Here is a 15,212-nt window from a genome sequence, read left to right on the forward strand (position 1 = left end):
AGGTGAAGCGCGAGCCGAGAAACGCGCCCGGTACCACACCTACGGCGAGTGCGGCGGCGATGCGCCAGTCGATGTTGCCGAGAAGCGCGTGCGTGATGGTGCCCGGCACCGCGAGAATGGTGACCGCGACGAGCGAGGTCGCGATCGCGCGCTTGATGGGGAAGCCCACCCATCGCGTGAGCAGCGGGACGAGCACGAAGCCGCCACCCAACCCCAAGAAGCCGGAGTAGAAGCCGGTGAGCAGGCCGATGACGGCGAGCCTAGCCACTGCGGGGCGATTCTGCGGCACTCCGTTCACTGGCTTCGCACGTTCACTTCGTGCCGCTGAATCGCCGTCCACGGAGGTTGTGCTCGCCGGCGTCGGGTGCTCCTCGGCTTCGCTCGATTCCCTCATCGGGCGAGCGACTTGGAGGATCATGTCGGCAGCGGTCCACAGGATGAGCGCGGCGGTCGCGAGCAGGACGACCGTGCCGCCGACGAGCTGCGTCGTCCAGGCGCCGAGGACCGCAGTCGCGACCCCGGCGATGCCGCATGTGATGCCGGCGCGTACGTCGGCGACACCGTTACGCGCATAGTTGAGTGCGCCGGTGAGCGCGCTCGGGAAGATCACCGGAAGTGGCGTGCCCACAGCGATGAGCGCCGGCGCGCCGAGAATCAACCGAATCGCCGGTGTCGTGACGATGCCGCCACCGATGCCGAATGCTCCGGACAGCACCCCAGACACCAACCCGATGCCGAAGGTGATTGCGAGCTCGCGCATCAGGTGGCGCTACCTCCCTGGTAGCTAGGCCGGCGGCACGATCGGGAAGCGACCGGTGATCGCGGAACGGTCGACCACGCGCTCGCCCGAGAACAGCGACTTAAGCGCAATGTCGTCCCACAGACCTTCCATCAGAATCGGCCAGCGACGCTGGAACTCGAAGTAGTGCTGGCAGTACTGACGCGCGTAGTCGCCGGCGTCCTTCATGGTATGCATGGCAACCTGACGGTACAGCGGCTTGTCGGCACCGGAGAGTGAACGCAAGGCAGCCGTGATCGTCGCTCGCCAGCCGACGCTCGAATCGATGAACGGACCCGGGTAGGGCATCATCGACTTCGGCGTCACCTGCCGCAGGTCGACCTGAGACTTCGCGAACTCGATCTTGCGATGCTCGTAGACGAAGCGGTACGCGTCTTGGCGGAACCGAATCGCTTCCGAGACCATCTCGGGCGGCTCGTGGACGATGCGCCACTCGTCATCGAGATAGACGTCCGCGCCGTGCATGCGGGCGTTAATGATGTAGTCCATGTCCTCGCCGCGCAGCACCCACGGGTCGAAGGAGACGTTGGCGAACATGTCGCGGTGCAGCGCGAGGCACCCACCGAACGCGATGTTGGTGCGCTGGATGCGCGGGGGCTTGCTGACGACCGACAGCGCCTCGTTGAAGGCGTCGCGCTGGCGCCAGAACATGTCGCTCCAGTGCACCTCGTCGTTGCGCTGCCAACGGCCCTGCGAGTCGGTGTAGAAGCCGGACTTGGCAAGCAGCGGCGTGCCGTCGTCGAACTTCTGCCCGAGGCCGTACATGGCGGTGCGGAGGAAATCGGGAGTGGTGACGACCTCATCGTCATCGATGAAGACGACCGACTCGTAGCCGAGAACCGCTGCGGCCATCAGACCGACGTTGCGGACCGCGCCGTAACCCTTGAGCGTGACGCCCTCGATCATGTCGGCGAACTCGAGCTGCTCGAGCCGACGGTGCAGGCTGCCAAGCTCAGCTGGGCCGAACACAAACGCGTCGATGTCGGGGAAGTCGTCGACTATCTCGCGGACCTTGTCCTCAGCGCGGTGCTCGATGGAGGTGTCGGTCGCTGCCACGACGATCACGACACGGCCGAGGCCTTCGACCTTCTGCAAGGAACGCAGGCAGTCGGGCAGGGTGCCGTCGCTGTCTATCGGGGTGGGGTGATCGTAGGCGGTGGCGAGATCGTCCACCGGAATCGACGTGCGTCCACGCTTGGGTGTGGGCTTCGTCCAGAACGTGGGGATGATGACGACTGGTTCCACGGGTGCATATGCTCCCTTGCCGGGTACAGGACAGGGGCCCGTATCCGGGCCCAGTACATGATACCGCTATGCGTCCGGAAGGTCGCGCGCGCCATCATCTGAGGTGGCGCCGCAGCCCTGGAGTCGGATGCCGAGATCGCCGCCGCACGTCGCGCAACGTCCGTCTCGGGAGAGCCCTTGGCACACCGCCGAGAACCCCGCCCGCCGCACGGCGAGCGTTCCACAGGTGGGGCACACCGTGTCCTCGGAGCCCGGCTCGTCCACATTGCCGAGAAAGACGAACGCGAGCCCCTCGTCGCGGCCGATCGCCGCTGCGCGCTTGAGCGTGGCGAGGGGCGTGGGCACCTCGCCGGCGAAGTCGAGGTACGGGATGAACCTCGTGACGTGCCAGGGCGTCTGCGGCCCGAGTTCGGACGCTATCCAGCGTGCGATGTCGCGCAGCTCGTCATCGGAGTCATTGACGCCGGGTACGACGTTGGTGACGCACTCGACGTGCATACCGTGAACGTGTCTGGCCCGCACCGCCTGCACGCGGATGACGTCGGCGTGCCCAACGTGGCACAACGCCCGTACCGCCTTCTCCGAGAACCCCTTGATGTCGACGCGCCACACGTCGATGACCTCCGCGAACGCATCGAGTCCCGCGGCGGTGACGTAGCCGTTCGTGACCATCACGTTGAACAGACCGTTCGACCGCGCGAGCCGTCCGGTGTCGAGCACGTACTCGAGCCAGATGACAGGCTCGTTGTAGGTGTAGGCGATGCCGGGGCAGCCCTCCCGCAGTGCAGTGGCGATGACGGACTCGGGCTCGATGGTGCGCAATGGCACGCTCCCGTCGTCACCCTTGGGACGCGATATCTGCCAGTTCTGGCAATGCCCGCAGCGCATCGAGCACCCGACGCTACCCAGCGAGAGCACCTCGCTGCCGGGGCAGTAGTGAAACACCGGCTTCTTCTCGATCGGGTCGATCGCCACGGAGCTGACCAGCCCGTAGGTGTACGCGATGAGGCGTCCATGCTCAACACCACGCGCTCCGCACCACCCGCGGTCACCCTCGGCGATACTGCACTCGTGCGGGCACAGCTCGCACCGCACACGGTCGCCCTCGGTACTCCACAGCAGCGCTTCGTGCATGAGACCCCCCTACCCTGCAGCGAGCTCCACGCGGTTGCGCCCGCGTCGCTTCGCGCGGTACAGCGCCGAGTCAGCCGCCTCGAGCAGTGCGGTCATCGTCGCATTCGCCTCGCCCTGGCTCGCGAGTCCGACCGAGCACGTCACCGCAAGAATGCGACCGTCGCCGAGTTCGACTCGGGATTGGCCGACCGCCACGCGCACCTTCTCCGCCGCAAGCCACGCCTCGGTCTTGCTGGTGTCAGGCAGGATGATCGCAAACTCGTCGCCGCCGTAGCGCGTCGCGATGTCACTGCCGCGCAGAACCTCACCGAGCAGTTCGCCGACCCGAACGAGCATCGCGTCGCCTGCGGTATGGCCCTTCGTGTCGTTGATCTGCTTGAAGCCGTCGAGGTCGATCATGAGCAGCGAGAGCGCCGTACCGTACCGAGCCGCCCGCGAGACCTCCTCGGCGAGTCGCGCGTCGAATGCGCGCCGATTGCCCAGGCCGGTCAGCGGGTCGAGCAATGCGACTTCCGTGAGCTCGGCGTGGGCGCGCTGCAGGCGCTTGCGCTGCAGCGGGTAGCAGCGGTCCCACGTGACGTCGCCGAGACAGATCGCCGCGGCAAGCTCCACGCAGGTGTCGAATCCACACGCACCGCAGTCAAGCGCGTCGGCCCTCGTCGCGAACTCCCCGAGCGCGAGCGTCTCGTCGATCTCGGCCGCCGACGGAGTGCGGGTGTGTACCGGTCGCGCGAGAAACGAGCGGCGCAGCTCGACCGGAGGCAGCGCCGAGAGGAACGTCCGGTTATCGACGATGGGTGGTGGCTGGCGCTCGCGCTCAGCCGCGATGATGTTGCGCTTCGCGAATACCGAGATACCCGGCGCCACCGTGGGACCATCGACGCATCCCTCGCAGTTGAGCAGATCGACCACGTGCGGCGCGATTTCGCCGAGCTCGATCGCCCGCAGGACCCGATCGATGTCGGCAAGCCCTCGCGCCGTCACCATCCCTGAGTCAGTGGGGTCGCTGTCGACAAGCGTCGTTCGCGGGAAGCCGTCGATCAGTGAGAGCTGCTTGACCGGCTGTGGCCGGCGGATGTAGCGGGCGGGCCCCTCGGGGCTGACGCTCAACGGGGCCTCCGCGAGCAGAACCGCGAGCTCATCGAAACCGATGGCGACGTCGACGGTGCCGCCGAACTCCTCGGCGTGCACTTCGTCCTTGCGCGCCCAACACGGCGAGACGTAGACGATCGCAACGTCAGGCGAGACCTCGCGAACGAGGCGTGCCTGCGCGATGTAGGGCGGAATCACCGGAACGAGCGAGCGGATGAACTGGGGATAGAAGCGCTCGATCCACGACACGACGACCGGGCAACTCGAGCGCAGCCTGGGCGGGCCGCCGAACTGCTCGGAGTGCACGCGCTCGTACGCTTCGGCAACGAGCTCCTCACCCAGAGTCGTCGTTTCGACGGCGGCGAATCCCACGTCCTCGAGGCGGCGCTCGATCTCGAGATGGGTGAGCGGATAGAGCGCAGCGACGTATTCGCTGGCCAGGATGGCAACCACGCCCCGGGGGCTTGCCAGGAGTTTGCGGACGATGGGCAGGTCGTTTCGGACGGAGAAGCTCGGGTTGCGGCACTCCGCCACGCAGGCCCCGCATGCAACGCAACGCTCAGGGACGATTTCGTGCAGGCCATGGACACTACGGATCGCTCGCGAGGGGCAGTGACGGATGCAGTTGTTGCAGTCTGAACAGGAGTCGGTGTTGCTGATGGTGATGAGGTCGAAGGCCGGACGCGTAGCGCCGACCGATCTGGCTTCGATCCCCTCCCGTATCCCGTCCAACCCCTACCCCTTCGGGCCGATGAATCCCGTGATCCCGATACGCTCGAGCGCCGCAAGCAGTGGCCAGCCGACGGCATAGACCACCACGGCCTCCCCAACACCAACGGCCGCGACTCCGAACAAGTACATTCCCAGCCACGTGCCTTCCAAGTTTACGCCGAAGAACGGCACGGTGTAGAAACCGAGTCCGGCGAGCATGATGGGCAGATATACCGGAACGATGAGTGCGTTCATTATCACGGGACCGGCGAGTGCGATCGCACGCCGTCTTGCGAACCGGCGCATCCACACAGCGCCGAGGAGCGTGGCCAGTGAACCGAAGACCACGTCGAGGCCGGCGAGCGGCCACAGCGCTGCGGGATTGAGCGCGTTGGCGATCACAGAGCCCAGGGCGAGGCCGGGCACGCCCGCGGGGGTCAGCATCGCGATGACGGTGAACGCCTCGCTCACGCGGAACTGAACCGGGCCCCACGCAAGCCCCTGCAAGAGCTGCATCGTGAGAAGGGTGAGCGTGCAGTACACAGCGGCGATGACGCCGGCTTGAGCGATGTAGCGCGTGCGCGACATACGGGCCTTCCGAACGCGAGTGAAGTCGCGCGGATTCTACCACGCAGAGTGCGCTGCGAGACCTCTACGCCAGCAGCTCCGGGCGCGGATGTGGCCGCTTGGATGCAGTGGACAGCAACCCGGTCGCACCCGCGAGCTCCATGCGCTCGAGCCCGCCGAGGAACGCCGCGACGATGCGCGGATCGAAGTGCGAACCTGCCGCTTTCTGCAGCTCCTTGCGCGCCGCCGAGAACGACTTGCCCGCCCCGTACGCCTTCTTCGTGCTCATGGCATCGAAGGCGTCGGCCACGGAGAGGATGCGCGCGAGCAGCGGGATCGACTCGCCGGCAAGCCCCGTGGGATACCCCTCGCCGTCCCAGCGCTCGTGGTGGTGAAGGATGATCGGAGTGATGTTCTTGAGGAACTCGATCTGATCGACGATGGAGGCGCCGAACTCGGCGTGGGCCCGCACGCGCATCAGTTCATCGCCGGACAGCTGCGATGGCTTGAGCAGGATCTCGTACGGCACGCCGGTCTTGCCGATGTCGTGCAACAGACCCGCGAATCGAAGCTGCTCGATATCCTCGAACGACAGACCAAGCTCCTCGCCAATGAGCATCGCGTAGTCCATGACACGCGTCGAATGACCGCGCGGCATATGCTCGCTGGCGTCGAGCGTCGCTGAGAGCGCGGCGATCGTCTTGGCGTAGTCGTCCCTGATCCGGCTGAAGAGCGCCGCGCGTCCAAGGGCCGCGCCGGTGTGGGCGGCAAGCCCCTCAAGCAATGCGTGGTCCTGGGCGTTGTAGTGGCCACCGTCGGCGCGAGCCACGAACACGTAGCCGATGTCGATGGTGCCGCTTCTGAGCTCGACGGCGAGTGTCGCCCAGTCGTCACGCACCTGGCCCTCGTCGGTCACAGCGCCCCTGTGTGTGGTGAGCGAGTACTGTGCGAACGGGTCGGCCGCGACGTCTCGACCGGCGACGATACCGAGCACCGACTCGAGCTCCTCCGACCGCACCTCGCCCGACACCGTGACCCGCGCCTCATCGCGCCCGTAGCCGGTCAGCACGAGGCCGGCGATCTCGAACGTGAACGCCTTGTCGATGACACTTGCGATCATGCGCGAGACACCATCGATCTCGGTCTGCGAGCCAAGCGCGTTGGCGAGCTCGTTGAGCTGCGCGTATCCGATAAGCGACCGCTCGACGGCGAACCGCTCGTCATCGCGCTGCAGTGCGATCGCGATGAAGCGGCCGAACCGGTCGAGCCGAGCCAGGCGCTCCTCGGAGATGGGTAGCTTGTCGCCGGCAACGCGGACCTCGAGCGCGCCGAGCGTACGCCCGCGCAGCGTCAGGGGCATCGCCAATGTTGCAGTGCCTTTCGCGCCGCCGGGGGTCAGCACGGGACGGCCCGTCTCACATGCACGCGCTGCTGCGGTCTTCGCCGACGGGATGAATCCACCGACGGTCCCGCGCCAGCCGCTGGTGCAGGCGACGATCTCGAGTCGACCACCCGCCGGGCGCAGCACCGCACCCGCTTCGCCGCCGATGAGTGCGACGGCCTCCTCGGCCATCGCGCTGACCATACTCGCATCGAGGTTGTCATTCGCGACGACCTGCTGGCTCGCGGTCACGAGCACACGCATCTCATCGACGCGATCCTTGGATTGGATCTGCTCGGACGATGTCGCCACGAGCGTGGTTGCTGTCGCAACCGCCATCTGCAAGCATCCGTCGGCGTTGCGCCGCGGGAGGATGGTAACGGCCTTCATCGCGATGCGAGCTCCATCAGCGCTGCCGGTCCTCGCAAGCTGCATCTCGTAGAGCCGCCGGCGCTCACGCGTCGACGTGACGAATCCGCCGAGAACCAGGTGGGCGACGGTCTTGTCTCCGAGCTTCACGGGTGAGATCAGCGTGGGGAGGCCTGCTCGGCACATCACGCGCGTGATTCTGTCACCGGGCGACACGCGGTCGTCGAAACAGTATTCGGGGCAGGGCGTGCCGGCATCGCTCATGGCGAGACTGCAGAAGCCACACGCCGAACCCGCGACGAGAGAGTCCCGAGCCGCGAAGTCCATGACGTGGACTGTGGTGCCGCTGGCCTCGAACAAGGCGTCTGCGGCCGTACGCCATTCAGCGCTCGTGAACGCTTTGGCAGCAATGGTTCGATGTCGTGCCGACAAGAAGCCTCCCCTCTTCGGTCATGGGGCACCAATGAGGGTATCGGCGTTTACCGGATATCACTTGAACACAGGCTTGCGGCGTGCCCGCAGGTGGAGGGGCTACACGCGACCCTTCGGGAGCCGCACCGTGAAGACGGTGCCTTCCCCGATGGCGCTGGAGACGTGGATGTCGCCGCCCATGCTCTCGACGATGCTGCGCAGGATCGCGAGTCCGAGACCGAATCCGCCCTCGCCTGCCGCGCGCGACGCCTCACTGCGGAAGAAGCGGTCGAAGACGCGCGGCAGATCCTCGGCGGGGATACCTTGGCCGGTGTCCGCGACTTCGAGCAGCACGTTGTCACGCTTGCGGCGCGTGTGCACGGAGACGCTGCCTCCCGGCGGCGTGTACTTCGACGCGTTGTCGAGCAGAATCGAGATGATGTCCTCGACCCGGTCGGGGTCGCCCACCATCAACAGCGAGTCCTCCTCGGGACCCTCGAACTCGATGTCCTTGTCCATCCAGCGACTCGCGCTCGAAGCCAGTCGCTCGCGCACGAGCGCATTGAGGTCGAAACGCTCCGAGCGCAGCACCAGACCCTGGTCGGCGTGCAGCAGGTTGAGCAGGTCGGCGGTGAGCCTCGCCATCCGCCGAGACTCCCTGTCGATCGCATCGACGGCCTCGTCACGAACCTTGGGGTCGTCGGCGCCCCACGCGCGCAGGATGCTCGTGTACCCGCGAATGCCCGCGACCGGCGTGGCGAGCTCGTGACTCGCATCGGCGACGAAGCGCGCCTGCGCCTCAGAGCGGCGCTGCAAGCGCTCGATGAGCCCGTTGAGCGAGCGCGCGAGATCGGTGATCTCGCTGTTGCCGGTGACCGGTAGGCGCTCGTCGAGACGACCGGCTTCGATCGAATCCGCCGCCTTGCGAAGGTTGTCCACCAGACCGAGCACCCAAAGCATCGAGGTCTGCATCAACAGCACCATGATCGCCATGGCCGCTATCGCGAGCACCGCCATCGGCTGGCGGATCGCATCGATGATGCGCTCCTCGGAGGTGGGAGTATGCACCACGTCGAGCACACCTTTGGAGTTGCCAGGCAGGCTCACGGGCGTGTGGTTGACCGTGGTCCCGAGCTTGGCGTCCGTTAGGAGGCCCGAGAACAGGTCACCGGCCTGCCCGATCGACTGCTTCTGCAGCCCCGAGGCGAGTGCGAGCTTTCGGTCGCGGACCTGCGATTGGGACATGACGACCGTGTCCGAGGCCCACACCAGCTCGAGGTTGCGGTCGAACAGGGCGAATGTCGCCTCGGACATGCCCGCGTGCGACATGGCTTCTGGCAGCCGAGACGCCACGAGCCGCAGTGCCGCTTCATCGGCGACTTCGCCGGTCAATCCGCGCGCCGTGGTCTCGGCCTCAGCGCTGGCGACGATGTCACGCAGCACCGCCTCGGCGGTTGAAGCGAGTCGGCTACCGGTGTCGACGGCGACCTGACGCATGCCGTCGGAGACGATGACGTACGTCGTCAGGGCGATGCCACCGACAACGAGCATCGCGAACAGGACCGAGACGAGTAGCAGGGTCGTCCTGAGAGACGAGCGCCGCATCAGCTTCTCGCGAAGAAGTAGCCCACGCCTCGAATCGTCCGGATGACCTGGTTGTCGTTGTCGTTGATCTTGTTGCGCAGGTGGCAGACGAAGACCTCGATGACGTTGGAATCGGTGGCGTGCTGGCCACCCCAGACCTTCTCAAGAATCTCGTCGCGGCTGATGACGCGACCGGCGTGGACGACGAAGTACTCGAGGAGGTCGTACTCCTTGGCGGTGAAGTTGACCGGCTGGCCATCGACAAGAACGCCCCGAGAAGCCGGGTCGAGCTCGACGTTGGCGGCCTTGTAGCTCTCGGCGGGCTTGTCGTGCTCTATGCGCTTGAGAAGCGCGCGCACCCGGGAGAGCAGCTCCGGAACCTCGAAGGGCTTGCGCAGGTAGTCGTCGGCGCCGGCGTCGAAGCCCTGGACGACGTCTTGGGTCTCGGAACGGGCGGTCAGCATGAGAATGGGCATCTTCAGACCACGATCGCGCACCGTGCGCGCGATGGTGAGTCCATCCGTACCGGGCAGCATGAGGTCGAGAAGGACCAGGTCGGGACAGACGCTCTCGATCTCGCCCACGGCCAAGTCACCATCCGCGACCTTGTGAACCTCGTAACCGAGGTGCGTGAGCTCGAGCTCAACGAACCGCGCGATTGTCGCGTCGTCCTCGACGATGAGGATCTTCGTGCCGCTGACGTCCATGTAGCGCCTCCACTCCCCGGCCTTACGGCCGACGCCCCCCACTGCACGAACCTAGCCGAGCAGCGCCTCAGCGATCTGCACCGCATTGAGCGCCGCACCCTTTCGCAACTGATCGGCGACCACCCACATCTGCAAGCCGTACTGCACGCTTGGGTCCATACGTACCCTACCCACGTACACGTCATCAGTACCCTCGAGCAGCGCGGGCATCGGATATGTCTTGGTCGCGCGGTCGTCGAGCATGGTGATGCCGTCTGCATCCCCGAGCGACTCGAGGATCGCGCCGAGGCGCACCGGATCGGCGAACTCGACGTTGATCGCCTCGGAGTGGCATCGGAGAACCGGCACCCGAACGCATGTCGCAGCGACCTCGAGATCGTCTCGGTGCATGATCTTCTTGGTCTCGACGATCATCTTCCACTCTTCTTTGGTGGAGCCGTCGTCCATGAACACGTCGATCTGCGGAATGCAGTTGAACGCGATGCGATGCGCGAACTGCTCGACGTGCAGTTCCTGGCCCATGAGGAAGTCCCGGGACTGCGAATACAACTCGTCCATGGCCGCCGCACCGGCGCCGCTCGCGGCCTGATAGCTCGCGACGACGACACGCTTGATCTTGGCGTAGTCATCAAGCGGCTTGAGGGCGACCACCATCTGGATCGTGGAGCAGTTGGGGTTGGCGATGACACCCGAGTGCCACGCGACGTCTTCAGGATTGACCTCCGGCACGACGAGCGGAACGTCGGCATCCATACGAAACGCCGATGAGTTGTCGATCATCACGCAGCCCGCGCCCACCACCGCGTCGCGCAACTCCTTGGAGACACTCGCTCCCGCCGAGAAGAGCGCGATGTCGACGCCCGCGAACGAATCCGCAGTCATCTCCTCGACGACGAGCTCCCCGCCTGCGAACGGCAACTTCTTGCCCGCGGACCGCGAACTCGCGAGCGCGATTACACGCTCGGCGGGGAACTCGCGCTGCGCGAGCGTCAGGAGCATCTCGCGGCCCACCGCGCCGGTGGCTCCGGCCACCGCGACGACCGGACGGGCGGGCATCTGCTTGTTCCACGCCATCAGGCGTCACCTCCACACGCCGGGGCAACCTCGGCGGTCACGTCTTCGCTGGAAAGTTCGAATGCTTCGTGCAGAGCGCGAACGGCTTCTCCTACCTGCGCGGCGCTGATCACGCAGCTGATGCGGATGGGAGAGGTCGAGATGAGGTCGATGTTGACGCCAGCGTCGGCGAGGGTCGAAAACATCTTCGCCGAGATACCCGGGTGGGTCTTCATGCCAGCGCCGACCAGCGAGATCTTCGCGATCGACTCATCGAGCTGCCACTCGCGTGCGCCAAGCTCGGCGACGACGTCGGCGACAGCGCGCTTGGCCCGGACGAGATCGTCCTTGGGGACGGTGAACGAGATGTCGGTCATTCCGGCCTCGGACACGTTCTGGATGATCATGTCGACGTTGACGTTGGCCTCGGCGAGTTCGGTGAACACCCTCGCAGCAACGCCGGGGTGGTCGGGCACGTCTCGCAGCGTGACCTTGGCCTCGGAGGTGTCGTGCGTGACACCCGAGATGATCGCCTGTTCCATGGTTTCGTCGGCCTCCTTGACGATGGTGCCGGGCGCGTCGTGAAAGGATGAACGGCAGTGGATGATCACGCCGTGGTTTCGCGCGAATTCGACCGAGCGCATCTGCAGCACGCCCGCGCCGCTTGCCGCCATCTCGAGCATCTCCTCGTAGGAGACGACGTCGATCTTGCGGGCGTCGGGCACGATGCGCGGGTCGGCGGTGTAGACGCCGTCGACATCGGTGTAGATCTCGCAGACGTCGGCTCCGATACCGGCAGCGACGGCGACGGCGGTGGTGTCCGACCCGCCTCTGCCGAGCGTGGTGATGGTGCCGTCGGGCGTCATGCCCTGGAATCCGGCGACGATGACGATGTGCCCGCTGTTGAGCGCCTCGTGAACGCGGTCGCCACGGACCTCCGTGATCTTGGCCTTGCTGTGCACGCCGTCGGTGACGATGCCGACCTGCGCGCCCGTGAATGAGACAGCGTCGTGGCCTTCGGCATGGATCGCCATCGCCAGAAGCGCGATCGAGACCTGTTCGCCGGTGGACAGGAGCATATCCATCTCGCGATCGGCCGGCTCGCTGGTGATCTGGCGGGCGAGATCGACCAGCTCGTCGGTGACGTGCCCCATCGCCGATACGACAGCGACGACCGAGTCACCGGACTCCTTGCGGCGGATGAGGCGCTGCGCGACCGCACGAATGCGCTCGGGGCTACCGACCGACGTTCCGCCGAACTTGGTGACGACCAAAGCCATGCGTGGGTCCCTTGTGCGAACTGCAGCCGACCGGCGGCCACTTAGCGGCTCCTGCCAGCGCGTTAATGATTGCCTCAGTGTAGTGGGAAACCTTAACGCGCGCCACAGAGCGCAGCGTGCCAGCCGCCCCGAGCCAACCTAGGAAACGGCACGGAAGCCAAGCGCATCCGAACGGCTGCGCATGCGCGCCGTGAAGCCCTCATAGGCATCCGTGTAGAAGTGATCGACGAGTGTGGCGCCGGTGACCCTGCCGATCCTCACGTCGATGAGCCGCATGGCTCGGCGCATCTGCTCAAGCTCGGTATCCGGGTCCGACGCCAGCGCCGGCGGGAACGTGACACGACCCTTGGCCAGCCGAAATGGCCAGTCCCCAGCCTCGAACTCCGTGTTGAGCTCGGTCGCCACGTTTCGTGCCAGCTGCGGTCCGCCGAGGCGGGCGAAACTCGACAACACGCCGTCGACGAGCGCCGAGAAGATCGCACGGGCCTCCTCGTGGGATATCTCCGCGACCGAGTTCGCCGGGTCCTCAGCAGCGCGGGTCTCCTCGGCGACGATCTCCACGAGCACGTCGACGATGCGCGGATCGAACTGGGTGCCCGCGCACTCCCGCATCTCCTTGAGTGCTGACTCGGGGGCGAATCCCTCGCGATACGGACGGTCGGACGTCATCGCTTCGAACGAGTCGGCCGCGGTCAGCACCCTGGCGAGCAGGGGAATCTCCTCGCCCTTGAGCCCTGCGGGATAGCCCGTGCCGTCGAAGTGCTCGTGGTGATGGCGCACGATGGGCGTGATGGCCCACGGGAATGCGACGGGCTTCAAGATGTTCGCGCCGATGAGCGGATGATGGCGCATCTCCTCCATCTCCTCGGGCGTGAGGCTGCCGGGCTTGAGCAGGATGCCCTCGGCGACACCGATCTTGCCGATGTCGTGCAGGTAGGCGGCCATCTCGAGGGCGACCCGCTCCTCATGGCTCACACCGAGGCGCTCGGCGATCAGCGTCGAGTACGCGGCGACGCGATCTGAGTGGCCCCGCGTGTAGCTGTCCTTGGCATCCACCGCCGCTGCAAGCGAGCGGACGGTAGCGAGGTAGGCCTCCTGCAAGCTGGTGAACAGCTCGATGTTGCCGACCGCGATCGCCACGTGGTTCGCGATCGTGGACAGCAGGCGCACGTCGTCGCTGTTGAAGCGGTAGTCCGCGTCCGCCGAGCCGACCGTTATCGCACCGATCGTGCCCTCCGAGGAGACCAGCGGAACGCACAGCGCGGCGCGAGCGCCCGTTATCGCATCGACCCGGCCCTCTCCGGCTGAATCAGGGTTGAAGATGAGCGGGCGCCCTTCACGTACGACCCACTCCGACATCGACGCCCGAAGTGCGTCGGGGCCTATCGCACTTGTGCCTCGTACGGCTCTGATCGAGAGCCCCTCGGTCTCCCTGTCCCGGAGCGTCACGTAGCCCATGTCGAGGTCGAATATGCGCAAAGCGGAGTCCAGCACCGAGCCGAGCAGCTCATCCATGTCCAAGGTGGAACCGAGCGCGCGGCTCATCTCATAGAGCGTCGCGAGCTCTAGAACCTTCTTGGTGAGCGCCTCGCTGCGGTCACGCAGCGAATCCGTCATGTCGTTGAACGCCTCACCGAGCTGGGCGATCTCGTTTGTGCCATGAACGACGACCTTGGTCGAGAAGTCGCCCTCGGCGATACGGGCCGCCCCGGCCGAAAGCTCGACGAGCGACTCCGAGACCCTGCGGGCGACCCATCCGCCCAACCCGACGAGCGAGGCTACCGCGACCACCGACCAGATGATGATGAGGTTGGCGGTGGTGCGCGCGGCCTCATCGGAATCCGCCTCGCTCACAAGGGCCACCACGTAGCCAAGATCGCCGGCTGCGTGCGAACCGGTCCGAACCAACTCGACGCGACGCGCGAGCGCCACGTAGTTCGCGGCGTTGATTCGGACGTGCGCGACTCCAGAACCCTCTCGGACCGCGTCGTCGAGCACGGCAACGAGCTCGGGGCTTTCCTCGCTCAGCGCGGCATGGGTGGGCGCAGCGCCCGAGCCCGTGTCCTCGGCGGATCTGTCCGAGCAGGCGACCAGCCGTGCATCGGGTCCGTAGAAGCAGAAACCGCTTCCCGCGTCGCCCGCCAACTCCTTGAGAAACGCGTCGTCGACTATGCGGGCGAGTGCCACGAAACGGCGCGTGCCGTCCGAGAGGATGATCGGCTGCACAGCGACCATCGCGCCGTAGCCGTTCAGCCGGGCGAACACAGTCCTGGGCTCCGCCGCCGAAGATGCACTCAGCGATCCGATTGGTTGCTCTGAAGGCTTCAGGCCGTTCGAATCGACCGCTGCCAGAACCGCACCGCCCTCGTCGAGCACCATGATGTCGTCAAAGTCGAGGGTGCTGTTCAGCGCGATCAGAGCCGACCGAATCGCCTCGGGGTTTCCTTCGAGCGCTGCCGACTGAAGCGCCGGATTGACGCTGGCCAGCCACGCAAGGCGCTGCATCTCGTCGGAGTAGTGGCCGTAGGATGAGACGACTGAGGACGCGACAGCATCGGCGACCTCATTGGTCCAGCGATCCGTCAGATCGCGCAGGAAGTAGACGGTGACGAGCGCCGCGACGATGCCGACAGTGACCGAAGCCACGAGTAGCGGCACGACGATCTGGTTGTAGAGCCTAGAACCGAAGATCTGCCGAGGGTTCATTGGTCAAGCCGCGCAACGCGGCGTGTCCCCTTCTCTTGAACTGAACAACGTCGACCATGCGCAACGTAGTTAGTATCGGACAAGTCAGTCGGGTTACCGCATCGAATCTGCCAACGGACCCGAGTGTGTGATGAATCTCACAGCGTTGGCTCAGTGTGGACCATCAATGAAAC

General features: G+C 65.8%; 11 protein-coding genes. All 11 read right to left on the minus strand.

Translation table 11 applies throughout. The features are described 5' to 3' along the window. The coding region (locus HGB10_07810) for a sulfite exporter TauE/SafE family protein (protein ID NTU71706.1) at window positions 1-760 on the minus strand (760 nt) is incomplete at its 3' end. A 24-nt stretch (window positions 761-784) separates the two neighbouring features. Beyond that, window positions 785-2,044 carry a glycosyltransferase gene (locus HGB10_07815; GenBank protein ID NTU71707.1) on the minus strand — a complete coding sequence of 420 codons (1,260 nt, stop codon included), beginning with the start codon at window positions 2,042-2,044 and terminating at the stop codon, window positions 785-787. A 66-nt stretch (window positions 2,045-2,110) separates the two neighbouring features. After that, window positions 2,111-3,178 carry an AmmeMemoRadiSam system radical SAM enzyme gene (gene amrS, locus HGB10_07820; protein NTU71708.1) on the minus strand — a complete coding sequence of 356 codons (1,068 nt, stop codon included), beginning with the start codon at window positions 3,176-3,178 and terminating at the stop codon, window positions 2,111-2,113. Window positions 3,179-3,187: 9 nt separating this feature from the next. Continuing rightward, a complete protein-coding gene (locus HGB10_07825) occupies window positions 3,188-5,002 on the minus strand; it encodes a diguanylate cyclase (GenBank protein ID NTU71709.1) in 1,815 nt (604 codons plus the stop codon). Window positions 5,003-5,005: 3 nt separating this feature from the next. Then, the gene (locus HGB10_07830) at window positions 5,006-5,569 is read right to left on the minus strand and encodes a QueT transporter family protein (protein ID NTU71710.1); all 564 of its coding nucleotides are present in this window, start codon (window positions 5,567-5,569) and stop codon (window positions 5,006-5,008) included. Window positions 5,570-5,633: 64 nt separating this feature from the next. Continuing rightward, window positions 5,634-7,730, minus strand: coding sequence for an HD domain-containing protein (locus HGB10_07835; protein ID NTU71711.1), 2,097 nt, complete (start codon window positions 7,728-7,730; stop codon window positions 5,634-5,636). Between the two features lie 99 nt (window positions 7,731-7,829). Further along, on the minus strand, window positions 7,830-9,314 hold the full coding sequence (locus tag HGB10_07840) for a HAMP domain-containing histidine kinase (GenBank protein ID NTU71712.1): 1,485 nt from the start codon (window positions 9,312-9,314) through the stop codon (window positions 7,830-7,832). After that, a complete protein-coding gene (locus tag HGB10_07845) occupies window positions 9,314-10,000 on the minus strand; it encodes a response regulator transcription factor (protein NTU71713.1) in 687 nt (228 codons plus the stop codon). The genes HGB10_07840 and HGB10_07845 overlap by 1 nt, the downstream gene beginning before the upstream one ends. A gap of 51 nt (window positions 10,001-10,051) precedes the next feature. Beyond that, window positions 10,052-11,074 (minus strand): aspartate-semialdehyde dehydrogenase, encoded by a 1,023-nt coding sequence (locus tag HGB10_07850; GenBank protein NTU71714.1) that lies wholly within the window; start codon window positions 11,072-11,074, stop codon window positions 10,052-10,054. Then, a complete protein-coding gene (locus tag HGB10_07855; protein NTU71715.1) occupies window positions 11,074-12,333 on the minus strand; it encodes an aspartate kinase in 1,260 nt (419 codons plus the stop codon). The genes HGB10_07850 and HGB10_07855 overlap by 1 nt, the downstream gene beginning before the upstream one ends. A 138-nt stretch (window positions 12,334-12,471) precedes the next feature. Next, on the minus strand, window positions 12,472-15,039 hold the full coding sequence (locus HGB10_07860; GenBank protein NTU71716.1) for an HD domain-containing protein: 2,568 nt from the start codon (window positions 15,037-15,039) through the stop codon (window positions 12,472-12,474). Between the last annotated feature and the right edge of the window lie 173 nt (window positions 15,040-15,212).

This window comes from Coriobacteriia bacterium, from assembly GCA_013334745.1.
Lineage (GTDB): Bacteria > Actinomycetota > Coriobacteriia > Anaerosomatales > JAAXUF01 > JAAXWY01.

Excerpts from the sequence above, each read along its gene's own strand:
- HGB10_07845 (NTU71713.1), bottom strand. The coding sequence starts at position 10,000 with ATGGACGTCAGCGGCACGAAGATCCTCATCGTCGAGGACGACGCGACA.
- amrS (NTU71708.1), bottom strand. The coding sequence starts at position 3,178 with ATGCACGAAGCGCTGCTGTGGAGTACCGAGGGCGACCGTGTGCGGTGC.
- HGB10_07840 (NTU71712.1), bottom strand. The coding sequence starts at position 9,314 with ATGCGGCGCTCGTCTCTCAGGACGACCCTGCTACTCGTCTCGGTCCTG.
- HGB10_07855 (NTU71715.1), bottom strand. The coding sequence starts at position 12,333 with ATGGCTTTGGTCGTCACCAAGTTCGGCGGAACGTCGGTCGGTAGCCCC.
- HGB10_07860 (NTU71716.1), bottom strand. The coding sequence starts at position 15,039 with ATGAACCCTCGGCAGATCTTCGGTTCTAGGCTCTACAACCAGATCGTC.
- HGB10_07830 (NTU71710.1), bottom strand. The coding sequence starts at position 5,569 with ATGTCGCGCACGCGCTACATCGCTCAAGCCGGCGTCATCGCCGCTGTG.
- HGB10_07850 (NTU71714.1), bottom strand. The coding sequence starts at position 11,074 with ATGGCGTGGAACAAGCAGATGCCCGCCCGTCCGGTCGTCGCGGTGGCC.